General features: G+C 61.0%; 18 protein-coding genes and 4 tRNA genes. 12 read left to right on the top strand and 10 right to left on the bottom strand.

Annotated elements, in window-relative coordinates; translation table 11 throughout:
* Nucleotide 1: 1 nt before the first annotated feature.
* From CAF80_RS24215 to yacG, 3 genes are read left to right on the top strand one after another with little or no spacing between them, the layout of a single operon-like run.
* Nucleotides 2–874: an A24 family peptidase gene (locus CAF80_RS24215; RefSeq protein ID WP_074691471.1), complete on the top strand. Its 873-nt coding sequence runs from the start codon at nt 2–4 to the stop codon at nt 872–874.
* Complete coding sequence (gene coaE, locus CAF80_RS24220) at nt 871–1,494, top strand: dephospho-CoA kinase (protein WP_074691472.1); 624 nt, start codon at nt 871–873, stop codon at nt 1,492–1,494. Before CAF80_RS24215 ends, coaE begins: the two co-directional genes overlap by 4 nt.
* Entirely contained in the window at nt 1,491–1,691 is a 201-nt protein-coding gene (gene yacG / locus CAF80_RS24225) for a DNA gyrase inhibitor YacG (protein ID WP_011335983.1), read from the top strand. Before coaE ends, yacG begins: the two co-directional genes overlap by 4 nt.
* A gap of 5 nt (nt 1,692–1,696) precedes the next feature.
* On the opposite strand, the gene CAF80_RS24230 is transcribed toward yacG, so the two are convergent.
* On the bottom strand, nt 1,697–1,912 hold the full coding sequence (locus tag CAF80_RS24230) for a hypothetical protein (RefSeq protein ID WP_007959584.1): 216 nt from the start codon (nt 1,910–1,912) through the stop codon (nt 1,697–1,699).
* A gap of 65 nt (nt 1,913–1,977) precedes the next feature.
* The gene (locus tag CAF80_RS24235) at nt 1,978–2,667 is read right to left on the bottom strand and encodes an energy-coupling factor ABC transporter permease (RefSeq protein WP_085668035.1); all 690 of its coding nucleotides are present in this window, start codon (nt 2,665–2,667) and stop codon (nt 1,978–1,980) included.
* A gap of 133 nt (nt 2,668–2,800) precedes the next feature.
* On the opposite strand from CAF80_RS24235, the gene CAF80_RS24240 reads away from it, so the two are divergent.
* From CAF80_RS24240 to CAF80_RS24260, 5 genes are all read left to right on the top strand, one after another.
* Nucleotides 2,801–3,427, top strand: coding sequence for a DUF1780 domain-containing protein (locus CAF80_RS24240; RefSeq protein WP_007959580.1), 627 nt, complete (start codon nt 2,801–2,803; stop codon nt 3,425–3,427).
* Nucleotides 3,424–3,951 (top strand): MOSC domain-containing protein, encoded by a 528-nt coding sequence (locus tag CAF80_RS24245; RefSeq protein ID WP_039771669.1) that lies wholly within the window; start codon nt 3,424–3,426, stop codon nt 3,949–3,951. Before CAF80_RS24240 ends, CAF80_RS24245 begins: the two co-directional genes overlap by 4 nt.
* A gap of 51 nt (nt 3,952–4,002) precedes the next feature.
* Nucleotides 4,003–4,176, top strand: coding sequence for a DUF3094 domain-containing protein (locus tag CAF80_RS24250; RefSeq protein ID WP_007909875.1), 174 nt, complete (start codon nt 4,003–4,005; stop codon nt 4,174–4,176).
* A gap of 63 nt (nt 4,177–4,239) precedes the next feature.
* Nucleotides 4,240–5,538 (top strand): NAD(P)/FAD-dependent oxidoreductase, encoded by a 1,299-nt coding sequence (locus CAF80_RS24255; protein ID WP_064599500.1) that lies wholly within the window; start codon nt 4,240–4,242, stop codon nt 5,536–5,538.
* A 209-nt stretch (nt 5,539–5,747) separates the two neighbouring features.
* Nucleotides 5,748–6,155, top strand: a complete 408-nt coding sequence (locus CAF80_RS24260) for a hypothetical protein (RefSeq protein WP_085668036.1) — start codon at nt 5,748–5,750, stop codon at nt 6,153–6,155.
* A gap of 75 nt (nt 6,156–6,230) precedes the next feature.
* Here the strand turns inward: CAF80_RS24260 and CAF80_RS24265 are convergent, their stop codons facing one another.
* The 8 genes from CAF80_RS24265 to rluD all read right to left on the bottom strand — a co-directional run bounded on the left by CAF80_RS24265 (nt 6,231) and on the right by rluD (nt 13,108).
* Complete coding sequence (locus CAF80_RS24265) at nt 6,231–7,856, bottom strand: methyl-accepting chemotaxis protein (protein WP_074691475.1); 1,626 nt, start codon at nt 7,854–7,856, stop codon at nt 6,231–6,233.
* Between the two features lie 160 nt (nt 7,857–8,016).
* Nucleotides 8,017–8,093, bottom strand: a tRNA-Pro gene (locus CAF80_RS24270).
* A gap of 97 nt (nt 8,094–8,190) precedes the next feature.
* Nucleotides 8,191–8,266: transfer RNA gene (locus CAF80_RS24275), tRNA-Lys, on the bottom strand.
* 5 nt (nt 8,267–8,271) lie between these two features.
* Nucleotides 8,272–8,348, bottom strand: a tRNA-Pro gene (locus CAF80_RS24280).
* A 9-nt stretch (nt 8,349–8,357) separates the two neighbouring features.
* Nucleotides 8,358–8,433 (bottom strand) — tRNA-Asn (locus CAF80_RS24285).
* 298 nt (nt 8,434–8,731) lie between these two features.
* The gene (clpB, locus tag CAF80_RS24290; protein WP_039771676.1) at nt 8,732–11,296 is read right to left on the bottom strand and encodes an ATP-dependent chaperone ClpB; all 2,565 of its coding nucleotides are present in this window, start codon (nt 11,294–11,296) and stop codon (nt 8,732–8,734) included.
* Between the two features lie 130 nt (nt 11,297–11,426).
* Nucleotides 11,427–12,149, bottom strand: a complete 723-nt coding sequence (gene pgeF, locus CAF80_RS24295; RefSeq protein WP_085668037.1) for a peptidoglycan editing factor PgeF — start codon at nt 12,147–12,149, stop codon at nt 11,427–11,429.
* A complete protein-coding gene (gene rluD / locus CAF80_RS24300; RefSeq protein WP_011335991.1) occupies nt 12,146–13,108 on the bottom strand; it encodes a 23S rRNA pseudouridine(1911/1915/1917) synthase RluD in 963 nt (320 codons plus the stop codon). The genes pgeF and rluD overlap by 4 nt, the downstream gene beginning before the upstream one ends.
* A gap of 152 nt (nt 13,109–13,260) precedes the next feature.
* Here rluD and CAF80_RS24305 point away from each other — a divergent pair, with 152 nt between their 5' ends.
* The 4 genes from CAF80_RS24305 to CAF80_RS24320 all read left to right on the top strand — a co-directional run bounded on the left by CAF80_RS24305 (nt 13,261) and on the right by CAF80_RS24320 (nt 17,558).
* Nucleotides 13,261–14,277 carry an outer membrane protein assembly factor BamD gene (locus tag CAF80_RS24305; protein ID WP_007959566.1) on the top strand — a complete coding sequence of 339 codons (1,017 nt, stop codon included), beginning with the start codon at nt 13,261–13,263 and terminating at the stop codon, nt 14,275–14,277.
* A 125-nt stretch (nt 14,278–14,402) separates the two neighbouring features.
* The gene (locus CAF80_RS24310) at nt 14,403–14,636 is read left to right on the top strand and encodes a PP0621 family protein (protein WP_039771683.1); all 234 of its coding nucleotides are present in this window, start codon (nt 14,403–14,405) and stop codon (nt 14,634–14,636) included.
* Nucleotides 14,626–16,215 (top strand): ATP-binding protein, encoded by a 1,590-nt coding sequence (locus CAF80_RS24315; protein ID WP_039771685.1) that lies wholly within the window; start codon nt 14,626–14,628, stop codon nt 16,213–16,215. Before CAF80_RS24310 ends, CAF80_RS24315 begins: the two co-directional genes overlap by 11 nt.
* A complete protein-coding gene (locus CAF80_RS24320) occupies nt 16,212–17,558 on the top strand; it encodes a sigma-54 dependent transcriptional regulator (protein WP_039771687.1) in 1,347 nt (448 codons plus the stop codon). Before CAF80_RS24315 ends, CAF80_RS24320 begins: the two co-directional genes overlap by 4 nt.
* The last annotated feature ends 15 nt before the right edge of the window (nt 17,559–17,573 follow it).

A 17,573-nucleotide genomic window follows, 5' to 3' on the forward strand; every position in this document is an offset into this window, starting at 1 on the left:
CATGCCTATCGACGAACTCCTCAGCCTGTATCCGCTGGCCTTTGTCTTCGCCGCGCTGCTGCTGGGGCTGGTGGTCGGCAGCTTCCTCAACGTGTTGATCTGGCGCCTGCCGAAAATGCTCGAGCGCGAATGGCGCCAGCAGGCTCACGATGTACTGGGCCTGCCCGGTGAATCGCCATTGCCCACCTACAACCTGATGCTGCCGCACTCGCAATGCCCGCACTGTGGCCACCGGATCCGCGCGTGGGAAAACATTCCCGTGTTGAGTTACGTGTTCCTGCGCGGGCGCTGTTCAAGTTGCAGCGCACCGATCAGCAAGCGTTACCCGCTGACCGAACTGGCTTGCGGCCTGCTCTCGGCATTCATTGCCTGGCACCTGGGTTTCGGCTGGCCGGCGTGCCTGTTGATCGTGCTGACCTGGGGCCTGTTGGCCATGAGCCTGATCGACACCGAACATCAATTGCTGCCTGACGTGCTGGTGCTGCCGCTGCTGTGGCTGGGGCTGATCGTCAACAGCTTCGAGCTGTTCGTGCCGCTGCACGACGCCCTGTGGGGCGCGGTGCTGGGCTATATGGCGCTGTGGTCGGTGTTCTGGCTGTTCAAACTGCTCACCGGCAAGGACGGCATCGGTCACGGCGATTTCAAGCTGCTGGCGCTGCTCGGGGCCTGGGGCGGCTGGCAGATTCTGCCGCTGACCATCCTCTTGTCCTCGCTGGTGGGCGCCGTGCTCGGGGTGATTTTGCTCAAGCTGCGCGACCAGAAAACCTCGACGCCGATCCCCTTCGGCCCGTATCTGGCAATTGCCGGCTGGATTGCCTTGCTCTGGGGTGGTCAAATAACCGGCTTCTATTGGCAGTTTGTCGGTTTGAAATGAATACCCCTGCGGAAAAACCCTGGATTCTCGGCCTGACCGGCGGCATCGGCAGCGGCAAAAGCGCCGCCGCCCAGCACTTCATTGATCTTGGTATCCACGTGGTGGACGCCGATCACGCGGCGCGCTGGGTGGTCGAACCGGGCCGCCCGGCGCTGGCGAAGATCGCCGAACACTTCGGCCCCGAAGTCCTGCAGGCCGACGGCACGCTGGATCGTGCAGCCCTGCGCAAACTGATTTTTGAAGTGCCGGAGCAACGGCGCTGGCTTGAGGCCTTGCTGCATCCGTTGATCGCCGAAGAAATCGCCCATCACCTGGCGCTGGCAAAATCGCCTTATGCGATTCTGGTTTCGCCGCTGCTGATCGAATCCGGGCAATACGCGATGACCCAACGCATCCTGGTAATCGACGCCCCGCAACAACTGCAGATCGAACGCACCTTGCAGCGTGACCAGACCAGCGAAGAGCAGGTCCAGGCGATCCTCAAGGCCCAGTCCAGCCGCGAAGACCGCGTCAGCCGTGCCGACGACGTGGTGGTCAACGACCGCGACCTCGCCTGGCTGCACAGCGAGGTCGAGCGCCTGCATCACTTTTACCTGACTTTATCCGGAGGCCAATCATGAGCCAGACCCCAACCGTCAACTGCCCGACTTGCGGCGCGCCCGTGGAATTCACCCCGGAAAACAAATACCGTCCGTTCTGCTCGGACCGCTGCAAACTGATCGACCTCGGCGCCTGGGCGTCGGAAGAGCACAAGATTCCGGTGGCCCCGGATGCCGAGGACGAACTGTTTTCCGGCGATTTCGACCCGCGTCACTGATCCCGTCAGGGCCGCATGAAGCCGTAGTCCTGATCGTCGTCGAGGTTTTCCGCCAGAAAGCGCAACTCGTCGGCCAGGTCTTCGGCGTTGCGCACCGCCTTGCTCTGCTGCACCACCGCACTGAGCAAGGCGCGCAGGCTCAGGCCCGGATCGAACCCCACCTCCTGCGCCATCTCCAGACTCTGCCGGGTTTCCTGCCTCGCCCACTCGTACACGCTCATGCCGCTGCTCCTGAAGGAATTTGGCCGAGCATGAAATGCCGCGCACAGAGTGAATTTGATGTGGATCAAGACTTGGGATCGTCGTCCTTCCAGGGCGCCGAAAGGTAGCGGGTACGGTTGAAGGTCTCCAGCCATTCCGGGCAGAACACCACCAGCGCGCTGACCACCATGCCGTTGATGAAGGCTTCGGGAAAAATCAGCAGCCACAGGTAACCGATGAAATCTTCCAGCCATTCCGGCATGGCAAACAGGCCGTCGTACCAGAGCAAGGTCAGGCTCAGCGTCAGGCAGAACAACGCCGAAAGCGCCGCGGCGAAAAAACCGGAACAGAAGATGTACACGAACGGATTGCGCGGCTGGGCGCGCTCGACCAGGATCGCCACGCATTCGGTGATCAGCACCGGCAACAGGATCAGAAAGGTGCCATTGACCCCGACGGCCACCAGATCCTGGCGCCCCAGCAGCACCAGCCCCAGTTGGGCCACCAGTGCACCGACGATCGCCAGTGGCCAGTCCAGCAGCAGCGTCACCGCTGTCATGCCGATGAAGTGGTAAGACACCCCGGTATCAAAATCCCTGCGCACCAGCCACAACAGAAACAACGCGAACACCGTGCCGAACAGCAAGTGCTGACGGCGGTTGTCGCTGAACAGCTCGACCCACGGTGCGCGGACAATCGCCCAGAGCAACACCGGCAGGTAAATCAGCCAGCCGAGGGTCAGACTTGCCGATGACAGCAGTTCTGCACCGATCATGATCCCATCACCTTCATTCGCACCGCAGACTCCTTTGATTGGCGCTCCTGCGGCGAAGTCTACACCTGCACGGCGGCACATCTGCCGATGCAAAGCTTTCTGCTTGTCGCAATTGAACGCTAAGCTTGGGCCTATGGATGACTCAGATTACTTACGCCTGCTGACCATTGCGGCCGAGCAAGCCAACGCTTTCCTGTCCAATGCCCGCAAATGGGAGCGTGAGCGTTGGGTCTGCCAGCGCCTGCTGCAAGGCTTGAACATTCCTTATCGCGCCGACGAATTCGCCCCGGCCGGTGAGCCGCCGGACGTGCTGTTTCGCGACGCCAATTTCGAGGTGTTTTTCGTCCTCGATGAAGGTCGTCGGCTGAACGACGAATGGCGCGATGAGCTGCAACGTCGGCGCAGTGCGTTTTCCCTCAGCCAACTGGTGCGCCGTGAAGCCAAGCCGCGGCGGATTCCGGCCAATGAATTTCTGCTGAGACTGGCGCCGACCTTGCGCAAGAAAGCGCACAACTACAAGGAACGCGGCATGGATCTCGGCGAGCTGGACATCATTGCCTTCGCCAGCCTCAAGCGCGAAGTGCTCGACCTCAACAGCCACTTTCCGCCGCCCACCGAATACCTGCGCCAGGGCTGGCGTTCGCTGTCGCTGGTCGGACCTACGTTCGCCCGGGTGCTGTTCGCCCATCCCGATGCCCCGGATTTTCTGCGCGGCAATCTGGGGCGCAGCATCGTGTTCGATGTAGGGATCAGCCTGTGACGCCGCTTCAACAATTGATCGCCGAGGTCCCGCAGAGCGGCCGCGTACGCTGGATTGGCGTGCGTCCTGAATCTCGTGGGCCGATGCTCGAGCTCGACGCCGTAGAAGCACGCCTTGAAGCGGGACTGACCGGGGATCATGCCCGCCCCGGAGTACGTAACGCCCGACAGGTCACGCTGATTCAGTTCGAACACCTGGCCGTGATCAGTGCATTGATGGGCCGTCCCCACGAGCATCCGGTCAGGCCTGAAGATCTGCGGCGCAATCTCGTTATCAGCGGGATCAACCTGTTCAGCCTCAAGGGGCGGCGCTTTCGCATTGGTCAGGCGATTTTCGAAACCACGGGCTGGTGTCAGCCGTGCGCGCGCCTGCAGAACAACCTCGGCCCGGGCACGTTCCAGGCCGTGCGCGGGCATGGCGGAATCACTGCGCGAGTGTTACAAAGCGGGATCATTCGCCTCGGGGACAGTGTGTCTGTCGAACCGGTCCCGGACAGTGGCTATGCTGCGTTCAATCCCGGTTGAAAACCGCTGTAGCGTGTTCTCATTCAGTAACGTCTACCTGACGAGGCCTTTATGACCAGCCGCCTGAACCCCGAAGACCAGAAGCATGTCGAAGAGTACCTGCAGTTGTCCCAACACCGTGTCGAGCGCCGGCCATTCCGGCCGTGGATGCTCCTGGTGCTGGTGCTGGCAGTGACCATTGGTCTGGGCCTGTTGAGCCGATTTATCAGTTACCTGACGCTATGAGCTGCATCGCGCTCGCTCGGGTAGCCGTACCGATTTCCTTTAAAAACCTTGCGAGCTATCCCTATGTCCCATCGTATTGTCATTGTCGGCGGCGGCGCCGGCGGTCTGGAGTTGGCTACCCGTCTGGGTAAGACTCTGGGCAAACGCGGCACCGCCAGCATCATGCTGGTCGACGCGAACCTCACGCACATCTGGAAACCGCTGCTGCACGAAGTGGCCGCCGGATCGCTGAACTCTTCCGAAGACGAACTCAACTATGTCGCCCAGGCCAAATGGAACCACTTCGAGTTCCAGCTGGGGCGCATGAGCGGGCTCGATCGTGAGCAGAAGAAGATCCAGCTGGCCGCCACCTACGACGAAAACGGCGTTGAACTGGTCCCGGCGCGGGAAGTGCCCTATGACTCGCTGGTGATCGCGGTCGGCAGCACCACCAACGATTTCGGCACCCAGGGCGCCGCGCAGCACTGCCTGTTCCTCGACACCCGCAAGCAGGCCGAGCGCTTTCACCAGCAACTGCTCAATCACTATCTGCGTGCTCACGCCGGGCAGACCGATGTGGTCCAGCAAATCAGCGTGGCTATCGTTGGCGCCGGCGCCACGGGCGTCGAACTGGCGGCCGAGCTGCACAACGCGGCCCATGAACTGGCGGCTTACGGTCTGGACCGGATCAAACCGGAAAACATGCACATCACCCTGATCGAAGCCGGGCCACGGGTGCTGCCAGCCCTGCCGGAGCGGATCAGCGGGCCGGTGCACAAGACCCTGGAGAAGCTCGGGGTCAACGTGATGACCAATGCCTCGGTCAGCCAGGTCACCGCCGACAGCTTGATCACTGCCGACGGCAACGAAATCAAGGCGAGCCTGAAAGTCTGGGCCGCCGGGATCCGCGCACCGGGTTTCCTCAAGGACATCGACGGTCTGGAAACCAACCGCATCAATCAGCTGCAAGTGCTGCCGACGCTGCAGACCACCCGCGACGAAAACATCTTCGCCTTTGGTGACTGCGCCGCCTGCCCGCAACCGGGTTCGGATCGCAACGTTCCGCCACGGGCCCAGGCTGCGCACCAGCAGGCGTCGCTGCTGGCCAAATCGCTGAAACTGCGGATCGAAGGCAAGACCCTGCCGGAGTACAAGTACACCGACTACGGCTCGCTGATTTCGCTGTCGCGTTTTTCGGCTGTGGGTAACTTGATGGGTAACCTGACCGGCAGCGTGATGCTCGAAGGCTGGCTGGCGCGGATGTTTTACGTGTCGCTGTACCGCATGCACCAGATGGCGCTGTACGGGCCGTTCCGCACAGCGATGCTGATGCTCGGCAGCAAGATCGGACGCGGCACCGAGCCACGCCTGAAGCTGCACTGATGTAAAACACCGTGGGGGCGGGCTCGCCCTCACGGTGTTTTGTTTTCTACTGTATCTGCCCCCGCTTTCCCCACCTTCGCTTACAAACGCCACGCTCCTCGACACAGACGCGATACACCGCCACCGCTTAATGGCCACACCCGAGCACACCTGCTCCGGCTTGATCGCCCTTAACGTGTGGTTGCGCTGTGCAACCGAAGGAGAATGCAATGTCCCGTACTGCGAAAATCGGCAAAAACTCCCTTGGCCTGGTCGGTGCCGTACTGGCCGGCGGCCTGATGCTGTCCGGCTCGGTGTTCGCCGCGCAACCGCTGGCCCAGGGTTATATGGTCGCTTCGGCCGAGACCTCGGTGAAAACCCCGGAAGGCAAATGCGGTGAAGGCAAATGCGGCGATGCGTCGATGGCCAAGACCGACACCGATGGCGACGGCAGGGTCTCCCGCGCCGAGTTTCTGAAAGTTGCACCGAAGTCCGACTTCGACAAGATCGACACCAACCACGACGGCTTCATCGACGAGCAAGAGGCGTACAACAACGTCAAAGCCAATTTCGAAGCCAACGGCAAGAAAATGCCGAAAGGTCTGTTCGAACACCTGAAAGACCAGGACGGTGCCTGATTTTTTTCAGCCTGCCCGACAAAACAAAGCCGCGCTTTCTCTGACAAGAAGCGCGGCTTTTTCACGCCTGCATGATTACAGCTGGAAGCGTCGCACCATGCCCTGCAGGGCATTGGCCAGTTGCGACAGTTCATGGCTCGACGCGTTGGTTTGATCGGCACCGGCCGCCGAACGCACCGACAGATCGCGTATGTTCACCAGATTGCGATCCACTTCCCGCGCCACTTGCGCCTGCTCTTCGGCGGCGCTGGCGATCACCAGATTGCGCTCGTGGATTTCGTGTACCGAAGCCGTGATCGTCTGCAACGCTTCACCGGCCCGCTCGGCCAGCACCAGTGTGGTGGCAGCGCGCGAGGCACTGGCCTGCATCGACTCCAGCGCCAGGCTCGAACCGCTGCGCATGCCCTGCACCATCTGCTCGATTTCCTGGGTCGATTGCTGCGTGCGATAAGCCAGCGCCCGGACTTCATCGGCGACCACGGCAAACCCGCGTCCGCTCTCCCCGGCTCGCGCTGCTTCGATGGCGGCGTTGAGCGCCAGCAGATTGGTCTGCTCGGCGATCGCTCGAATGACGTCCAGCACCTTGCCGATGTCTTGTGACTGATTGGCCAGCGATTGCACCAGTTCGCCGGTGTGCTCGACTTCGCTGGCCAGGGCGTTGATGGCGTCGGCAGTTTCGCTGACCCGTTCCTGGCCCAACTGCGCCGATTCGCTGGACTGGCGGGTGGCATCGGACGTCGACACCGCATTGCGGGCGACTTCCTCAACCGCCGTAGTCATCTCGTTGACGGCGGTGGCGGCCTGTTCGATTTCGTTGTTCTGTTGTTGCAGGCCCTGCGTGCTGTCATGGGTGACCGCGCTCAGTTCGTCGGAAGCGGTCGCCAGTTGCGTGGCCGAGCCGCTGATGCCCTGCAGGGTTTCGCGCAGGTTCTGCTGCATGGTTGCCAACGCCTTGAGCAGCCGGCTGACTTCATCGTTGCCGTGAGTTTCGATCGGGCGGGTCAGATCGCCTCTGGCGACGTGCTCAGCGGCGTCGACGGCGGCGCTCAGGGGGCGGACGATGCTGCGGGTCAGCAACATGGCCAGAGCCACGGTGGCCAGCGCCGCCAGCGCGATAAACAGGGTCACGATGGTGCGCGAGGTTTCGTAGTGGGCCGCAGAGTTCTGGCTTTCGGCGGCGACCTGGCGGGCGAACAGATCCGCCAGGTCGTTGAGTTGTTTGCCGGAGCCGTCGACCACGGTTTTCATGTCGACCAGCAGCAGCTTGGTCAGCTCGTCGCGCTTGCCCTGCTCGGCGAGGGTGAACGACTGGGCGATCCCGGTGCGGTAGGCGGCGAAGGTTTTCTTGAACTGTTCATACAACTGCTGACCTTCCGGGGTGGTCACCAGTCGATCATAGGCGGCGATTTTCTCGCTCAACTCTTTGTCCCGGGTGTCCATTTGGCTGCGGTACGTGGCGATGTTGGCCGGATCCTGATCCAGCGCCATGCGCAGGGAGATGGTGCGGATGCGCAACATGATTTCGCGAATTTCGTCGCCACCACGAATGCTCGGCAGCCATTGCGTCTCCACTGCCACTTCGCTGTCGCGGATGCTCGACATCTGCCCCAGCGCGAACACCCCGAGCAACGCCACCAGTAACGCGATCAGGGCAAAGCCCAGAGCGGCGCGGGGAGCAATATTCAACTGACGAAGCAACATGACGAACGCCCTTTTTCTTGTATTGGCAGAGTTCAGGGGCGTTTGATGCGGCAGGCCCCTTTCGTTAGCGGGCTATCGGCAAGTTGTATGACGACTTGAATGAAACATTTCCGCCGGGCAAAAAAAATCCCCGTATCTTTCGATACGAGGATTTTTAATATGGTCGGGGTAGGGGGATTCGAACTCCCGACATCCTGCTCCCAAAGCAGGCGCGCTACCGGACTGCGCTATACCCCGGTAAAAAAAAGGCGACCTTTCAAAGATCGCCTTCTTCGATCAGCGCTTTTGGCCTCTGATCTTAAGATTCGATCCCAGTGTTACCTGGTTTCAAAAATGGTGGGTCGTGTGGGATTCGAACCTACGACCAATTGGTTAAAAGCCAACTGCTCTACCAACTGAGCTAACGACCCAAAAATGGTCGGGGTAAGGGGATTCGAACTCCTGACATCCTGCTCCCAAAGCAGGCGCGCTACCGGACTGCGCTATACCCCGGTTTGAAATTGGCTCCGTGACCAGGACTCGAACCTGGGACCCAATGATTAACAGTCATTTGCTCTACCGACTGAGCTATCACGGAACTACACATTTCAATTTACTACGGTGAAACTTGCAGCTTCTCGACATCGTTTTCGCATCGCTGCGTTCGTGTGTCTGAGGCGCGCTATTCTACAACCTAGAACACCTCTGTCAACCCCCTAAATTGCTTTCAAGTTAATGATTTGCAACTTATTTCAGATTTCTGCCCAGTGAGCTGAAACCCTGTTGGTGACTGACTGCGGGGCGCACTTTACAAGCCTTTTCCTTTGAGTTCAACAGCCTGGCGAAAAAAAAGGCCTCGCATTGCGAGGCCTTGATGACGACACCACCGTCGGGCGTCAGTTGAACGTGATCTCGTCGTTCTCCACGACGCCGGTCGCGGTCTCGCCTGGCAGGAAACGCCCCGACAGGATCAACTGTGCCAGCGGGTTCTCGATCCAGCGCTGGATCGCCCGCTTCAGCGGCCGTGCGCCATAGACCGGGTCGTAGCCGACGGCAATCAGCTTGTCCATCGCTTCCGGGCTCAGTTCCAGCTTCAGCTCGCGCTCGGCCAGACGGCTGCGCAGACGGCCCAGCTGGATCTCGGTAATGCCGGCGATCTGATCCCGCGCCAATGGCTCGAAAATCACCACTTCGTCGACCCGGTTGATGAACTCCGGACGGAAGTGGGTGGAAATCGCATCCAACACCGCTGCCCGTTGTGCTTCACGATCACCGACCAGTTCCTGGATCTGCATCGAACCGAGGTTGGAGGTCATGACGATCACGGTATTGCGGAAGTCCACCGTGCGGCCATGACTGTCGGTCAGACGGCCATCCTCCAGCACTTGCAGCAGGATGTTGAACACGTCCGGGTGCGCCTTCTCGACTTCGTCCAGCAGGATCACCGAGTAAGGCTTGCGCCGTACCGCTTCGGTCAGGTAACCGCCCTCTTCATAGCCGACGTAGCCCGGTGGTGCACCAATCAGCCGCGCCACGGAATGTTTCTCCATGAACTCGGACATGTCGATCCGCACCATCGCCTCTTCAGTGTCGAAGAGGAACTCGGCCAGCGCCTTGCACAGCTCGGTTTTACCGACCCCGGTCGGGCCGAGGAACATGAACGAGCCGCTCGGGCGATTCGGGTCGGACAACCCGGCACGGGAACGCCGCACCGCGTTGGCCACTGCAACCACCGCTTCGTCCTGGCCGATCACGCGTTGATGCAACAGGCTTTCCATCTTCATCAGCTTGTCGCGCTCGCCTTCGAGCATTTTCGACACCGGAATACCGGTCCACTTCGAAACGACTTCGGCGATTTCCTCTTCGGTCACCTTGCTGCGCAGCAACTGGTTTTCGCTTTTGCCATGCTGGTCGACCATTTGCAGGCTGCGTTCCAGATCCGGGATCACCCCGTACTGCAACTCGGCCATGCGGTTCAGATCGCCTTTACGGCGCGCGGCTTCCAGCTCCTGACGGGACTGTTCGATCTTCTGCTGAATCTGCGCAGAGCCCTGCACCTCGGCTTTTTCCGAGTTCCAGATTTCTTCCAGATCGGAGTACTCACGCTCGTGGCGATCGATTTCTTCCTGGAGTTTCTCCAGACGTTTCTTCGCCGCGTCGTCGCTTTCTTTCTTCAGCGCTTGGGATTCTACTTTCAGTTGAATCAGTCGCCGCTCCAGACGATCCAGCACTTCCGGCTTGGAGTCGATCTCCATGCGGATCCGGCTGGCCGCTTCGTCGATCAGGTCGATCGCCTTGTCCGGCAGCTGTCGGTCAGTGATGTAACGATGGCTGAGCTTGGCTGCCGCGATGATCGCGCCGTCGGTGATCGCCACCTTGTGGTGAACCTCGTAACGCTCCTTGAGGCCACGCAGGATCGCGATGGTGTCTTCTTCGCTCGGCTCGTCCACCAGCACTTTCTGGAAGCGCCGCTCGAGGGCCGCATCCTTCTCTATATATTGGCGGTACTCGTTGAGCGTGGTCGCGCCGACGCAATGCAGTTCACCACGGGCCAGGGCCGGTTTGAGCATGTTGCCGGCGTCCATCGAGCCTTCGCCCTTGCCGGCGCCGACCATGGTGTGCAGTTCGTCGATGAACAGAATGATCTGCCCTTCCTGCTTCGACAGCTCGTTGAGCAGCGCTTTCAGGCGCTCTTCGAACTCGCCGCGATACTTGGCGCCGGCAATCAGCGCGCCCATATCGAGAGACAGCAGGCGTTTGCCACGCAGGCCATCCGGCACTTCGCCATTGATGATGCGCTGGGCCAGCCCTTCGGCAATCGCGGTTTTACCCACGCCAGGTTCGCCGATCAGCACCGGGTTGTTCTTGGTGCGGCGTTGCAAGACCTGAATGGTGCGACGGATTTCATCGTCACGGCCGATCACCGGGTCAAGCTTGCCTTCTTCGGCGCGCTTGGTCAGGTCGACGGTGTACTTATCCAGTGCCTGACGCGACTCTTCGTGGTTGGCGTCATTGACCGCCTCGCCACCGCGCAGGTTGTTGATCGCATTCTCCAGCGCTTTCTTGCTCACGCCCTGGCCGAGCAGCAACTTGCCGAGCTTGCTGTTCTCGTCCATCGCGGCGAGCAGCACCAGCTCGCTGGAAATGAACTGGTCGCCCTTCTGCTGGGCCAGACGGTCGGCCTGATTGAGCAGACGCGCCAGATCCTGCGACATGTTGACGTCGCCGGTCGGGTTCTGGATTTTCGGTAATTGATCGAGCTCTTTGGTCAGCTCTTTACGCAAGCTGTTGACGTCGAAGCCCACCTGCATCAACAGGGGTTTGATCGAACCACCCTGTTGTTCAAGCATGGCTTGCATCAGATGCGCCGGCTCGATGGCTGGATGATCGTGGCCGACGGCCAAAGATTGGGCATCGGACAACGCCAACTGCAATTTGCTGGTTAAACGGTCTATACGCATGGGTCACCTTCCTTTTGAGCAGGCCGGACCTAAAAAACCATCCTGAATAAAGAAACCTGCCAGATACCGCTATAGATGCGGTCGATTCTGGAAGATTCAAGCGTCAGGGAGTTGATGCAGATCAGAGAGTTTAGCGGGTAAGCCAGACTAAAGAGGCGAAGCGACCAGTGCGAGGCGCACGGCGATAGGAAAAGAAGCGCGGATCGGTCACGGTACAGAAACCGCCACCATAAACAGCGGTGACACCGCGGACCGCCAGACGCAGCCGCGCCAGCTTATAGATGTCAGCCATGAACTTGCCGGCGTTGTGGCTCGGGACAAAGGCTGTCTCGGCTTCGGGCAATTGATTGATGAAGACTTCCCGGACTTCCGGGCCGACTTCAAAGGCTTGCGGGCCGATGGCCGGGCCGAGCCAGACCAGAACGTCTTCGGCGGACATATCCAGACTGTCGAGGGTGGCTTCCAGCACGCCGGCTGCCAATCCACGCCAACCGGCATGAGCCGCCGCCACGCGAGTACCGGCGCGGTCGCAGAACAGCGCCGGCAGGCAATCGGCAGTCATTGCTGCACACGCGATACCGGGCGTTGCCGTCCAGCTGGCATCCGCCGTGGCCACCACGGACGGATCCGCATGCGCCACGGCAATCCCGTGCACTTGCTGCAACCAGGCAGGCTTTATAGAGAAGTGTTCGGTCAGGCGCCGACGGTTTTCGGCGACGGCCTCCGGGCGGTCATCGACATGATCGCCCAGGTTGAGGCTGTCGAACGGCGCCTCGCTGACGCCGCCCTCGCGGGTGGTGACACAGGCCTTGACGCTGGCCGGCGCGGGCCAGTCCGGCGTCAGCCAGTTCATCCGACGAATGCCTCGCGATCCTGCTTGAGCAGGGTCAGCAGCCACACCAGATCTTCCGGCAGCGGCGATTCCCAGCTCATGCGCTCACCGGTGGTCGGATGATCCAGCTCGAGGAACCGCGCGTGCAAGGCCTGACGCGGGAAGTGCTTGAGGGATTCGACCATGGTTTGGCTCGCGGCCGGCGGAATGCGGAAACGACCGCCGTACGCCGGGTCGCCGACCAACGGGAAGTTGATGTGCGCCATGTGCACGCGGATCTGGTGAGTACGACCGGTCTCCAGCTTCACCCGTACGTGGGTGTGGGAACGGAAGCGCTCCAGCACGCGGTAGTGGCTGACGGCCGGCTTGCCGCCTTCCATCACCGCCATGCGCTGACGCTGCTGGCCGTGGCGGCCGATCGGGGCGTTGATCTTGCCGCCGGCGGTCACCACGCCGATCACGATGCACTCGTAGATCCGGCTGACGCTGCGGCTTTGCAGCTGCGCGACCAGTTTGGTCTGCGCCTGAATGGTCTTGGCCACCACCATCAGACCGGTGGTGTCCTTGTCCAGACGATGCACGATACCGGCGCGCGGGACATTGATGATGTCCGGCACGTGGTGCAGCAAGGCGTTGAGCAAGGTGCCATCAGCGTGACCGGCAGCCGGGTGCACCACCAGGCCCGCAGGCTTGTTGATCACCAGAATGTCGTCGTCTTCATAGACGATGTCGAGTTCGATGTCCTGAGCGACCCATTCACCCTGGGCCTCCTGCTCGGCAGTCAGCTCAAGGATGGCACCGCCATGAACGATGTCGCGCGGGCGGATGACCGCCCCGTCCACAGTCAGGCGACCTTCTTTGATCCAGGCGGAAAGGCGCGAGCGCGAGTGCTCGGCGAAGAGTTGGGCGGCGACTTGATCGAGGCGTTGGCCGCCCAATTCGGACGGCACCTCTGCGCGAAGTTCAATTTTATCGGACATGCTCGGACTGGGCGTCGGCTACAGCCTTTGGTTTCGGCTGCGCGCTTGTGGTTAAATACGGCGTCTTTTGCCCCGGGGCTTTTCAACGGGGCGCTCATCATAACAGGACGGCCCCGCCCAAGACAGCGGCCGTCATAGGGACGCAAGCCGCCATGCAAGTGAAACACCTGCTGCTGATCGCCATCCTCGCATTGACCGCTGCTTGCTCATCGAAGGAAGTCGTAGACGAAAACCTGAGTGAAGCCGAGCTGTACCAGCAGGCTCAACAGGACCTGGACAACAACAGCTACACCAGCGCCACAGCCAAGCTGAAGGCTCTGGAGTCGCGTTATCCGTTCGGTCGCTATGCCGATCAGGCGCAGCTGGAACTGATCTATGCCAACTACAAGAACGCCGAGCCGGAAGCTGCAAAATCCGCTGCCGAGCGTTTCATTCGTCTGCACCCGCAGCACCCGAACGTCGATTACGCCTACTACCTCAAGGGCCTGACCTCGTTCGACCAGGACGTCGGCCTGCTGGCGCGCTTCCTGCCGCTGGACATGACCAAGCGTGACCCGGGTGCCGCCCGCGACTCCTACAATGAGTTCGCCCAACTGACCAGCCGCTACCCGAACAGCCGCTACGCGCCGGACGCCAAGCAGCGCATGATCTACCTGCGCAACCTGCTGGCCGCGTACGAAATCCACGTGGCCGACTACTACCTGACCCGTCAGGCCTATGTCGCCGCTGCCAACCGTGGTCGTTATGTAGTGGAAAACTTCCAGGAAACCCCATCGGTCGGTGACGGCCTGGCGGTGATGACCGAAGCCTACCAGCGCCTGCATCTGGACGAACTGGCGGCCACCAGTCTGGAAACCCTGAAGCTCAACTACCCGAACCACCCGAGCCTGCAGGACGGTCAGTTCGTGCCTCGCGTTGCCGAAGCCGACAACCGTTCGTTCCTGAGCAAGGCCACCCTGGGTCTGATCGAATCCCGTCCGCCGCTGCCGCCGGGAGAGACCCGCGCCAACCAGGACGTGCAGAAGCAGTTCCAGGACGCGAAAGACGCGATCCCGAACGAGCTCAAGCCGAAAGACGAAAACGGCGACGTGATCGAAGAGCCGGAACCGGAGTCGAGCGACAGCGACCGTTCCATCTTCAGCTACATGACCTTCGGTCTGTTCGACTGATCACTGCGGTGATGCCAAAAAGGGAGATCTTCGGATCTCCCTTTTTATTGCGGCGTGTGATTGGGCTGTGCGCCTGTCGGGTCCTTGGCTAAACTGCCGAATCATTAGCCGAAAAGCCGCCCATCATGCTTCGTTTACTGTTCTGGATTGCCTTGATCGCCGCTGCTGTCTGGTTGTGGCGCAAATTCAAGGCCCCCGCCTCGTCCACCCGATCGCCTCGCGAACAGGATGCCGCGCCGATGGTGCGCTGCGCCCATTGCGGCGTGCACCTGCCCCGCGACCGCGCGCTGAACCTTCAACAACAGTGGTATTGCAGCCAGGCTCACCTTGAGCAAGGCCCCGGTTCCAGTGATCGCTGAGGCTGACAACGCCGACAGCAAACAGGCCCAGCGACTGCTGCGTCTCTATCATCTGTACCGTTTAAGTGTCGGCATCACCCTGGTGTTGCTGATCTCCAGCAACATGGACAACCGCCTGCTGACCTCGGCCAACGACGAGTGGCTGCGCAATGGCAGCTGGTTGTACCTGGTGCTGAACATCCTGCTGGTGGTGTTCCTCGAGAACATCCGCCGCCCGGCCCAGTTGTTCGCTCTGGCACTGGTCGACATTCTGCTGCTGTGCGGCGTGTTCTACGCAGCGGGCGGTGTGGCCAGTGCGATTGGCAACTTGCTGATCGTTTCGGTGGCCATCAGCAACACCTTGCTGCGACGACGTATCGGCTTGCTGATCGCCGCCATCGCCACCCTGGGCATTGTCGGGCTCAGCTTTCTGCTGAGTTTCAGCCATTCCCTGAGCGCCAACGACTATCTGCAGGCCGGCACCCTCGGCGCCTTGTGCTTCGCCGCCTCGCTGCTGGTGCAGGGATTGATGCGCCGTCTCGAAGTCAGCGAGAACCTGGCCGAGCTGCGCGCCAGCGAAGTGGTGGGGCTCGAAGCCCTCAACGCGCTGATCCTGCAACGCATGCGCACCGGCATTCTGGTGCTCGACGAACAGCGCCGGGTGCAACTGGCCAATCACAGCGCCAAGACCCTCCTGGGCCAAACACACCTTGAAGGCGACTTGATCGATGAGCACTCGAGCGCATTGGTCGAACGCCTGCAACTGTGGCTGAACAACCCGACCCTGCGCCCGCAAAGCCTGAAAATCGCCGGCAATGGCCTGGAGCTGCAGCCGAGTTTCATCGCCCTGGAACAGAGCCCGAACCGCCAGACCCTGGTGTTTCTCGAAGACCTCGCCCAGATCGCCCAGCAGGCGCAACAATTGAAACTGGCCGCGCTGGGCCGGCTGACTGCCGGTATCGCCCATGAAATCCGCAATCCGCTGGGGGCCATCAGTCATGCCGCGCAGCTGTTGCAGGAATCCGAGGAACTCGACGGCGCGGATCGGCGTCTGACGCAGATCATTCAAGACCACTCCCAGCGCATGAACCGAGTCATCGAAAACGTCCTGCAACTGTCCCGCCGCCAGCAGAGCGCACCGCAACGGCTCGACCTCAAACCGTGGCTGGAGCAGTTCGTCGACGAGAGCCGCGAACAGGCCGGCGAGCGCCAGCACATTCATCTGCACATCGGCCCGGGGGATTTTCGCACCCTGATGGATCCGGGCCAGCTCACACAGATTCTCGACAATCTGTTACGCAATGGTTGGCGCCACAGTGCCCTGTTGCACGATCCGGCCGAGGTCTGGCTGACGCTGTCCATCGACCCCGAGAGCACGCTGGCCGTGCTCGAAGTGCAAGACAACGGCCCCGGCGTGCCGCTCGATCAACAGGCTCATCTGTTCGAACCGTTCTTTACCACCAGCAGCCAAGGCACCGGCCTTGGGCTTTATCTGTCCCGTGAGCTGTGCGAAAGCAATCAAGCGCGCCTAGACTTCAAATCACGCCAAGGCGGCGGCTGCTTTCGCATCACCTTTGCTCACGGACGGAAACAAAGTTGAACACGAGCCCACGGCAAAAAATCCTCATCGTCGACGACGAGCCGGATATCCGCGAACTCCTGGAAATCACCCTGGGACGGATGAAACTCGACACCTTCAGCGCACGCAATCTCAATGAAGCCCAGGCGCTGCTGCGCCGCGAGAGCTTCGATCTGTGCCTGACCGACATGCGCCTGCCCGACGGCACCGGCCTGGAACTGGTGCAGCACATTCAGCAACGTTATCCACAACTGCCGGTGGCGATGATCACCGCGTACGGCAGCCTGGAAACAGCAATCAACGCCCTCAAGGCCGGGGCTTTCGACTTCCTGACCAAACCGGTGGACCTGACACGCCTGCGCGAGCTGGTCGGCTCGGCGTTGCGCATGCCGGCGCCGGGCAATGTCTGCACTTCGATCGACCGGCGGCTGCTCGGCGATTCACCGCCGATGCGCAACCTGCGCAAGCAGATCGACAAACTGGCCCGCAGCCAGGCACCGGTGTACATCAGCGGCGAGTCCGGCAGCGGCAAGGAGCTGGTGGCCCGATTGATTCATGAACAAGGCCCCCGCGCCAATCAGCCGTTCGTGCCGGTGAACTGCGGGGCGATTCCTTCAGAGTTGATGGAGAGCGAGTTCTTCGGCCACCGCAAAGGCAGTTTCAGCGGTGCAGTGGAGGATAAACCAGGACTGTTTCAGGCGGCCCATGGCGGCACACTGTTTCTCGATGAAGTGGCGGATCTGCCGCTGCCGATGCAGGTCAAGCTGCTACGGGCGATCCAGGAAAAAGCCGTGCGCAGCGTCGGCGGGCAACAGGAAACCGTGGTCGATGTGCGCATCCTCTGCGCGACGCACAAGGACCTCGACGCGGAAGTGGCTGCCGAGCGCTTTCGTCAGGATCTGTATTACCGGTTGAACGTGATCGAACTGCGTGTGCCGTCCCTGCGCGAACGTCGTGAGGACATCGAAGCACTGGCCGGCCACATGCTCAAACGCCTGGCCAATGGCACCGGGCAACCGGCGGCACGCCTTCATCCCCATGCCCTCGAGGCACTGAAAAACTACCGCTTCCCGGGCAACGTGCGGGAGCTGGAGAACGTGCTCGAGCGGGCGCACACCCTGTGTGAAAACCGCACGATCGAGGCAGAGGATTTACGTCTGAGTGAAGGAAACGGCACTGCTGAAGGCGGCATTGCCGATCTCACGCAGATCGACAACCTGGAAGACTATCTGGAAAGCGTCGAGCGCAAACTGATTTTGCAGGCGCTGGAAGAAACCCGCTGGAATCGCACGGCGGCAGCGCAGCGGTTGAGTCTTTCGTTTCGCTCGATGCGCTACAGGCTGAAGAAACTGGGTCTGGATTAACGCCTCTTTCGCGGG

Source organism: Pseudomonas sp. B34(2017) (assembly GCF_002112915.1).
GTDB lineage: Bacteria > Pseudomonadota > Gammaproteobacteria > Pseudomonadales > Pseudomonadaceae > Aquipseudomonas > Aquipseudomonas pharyngis.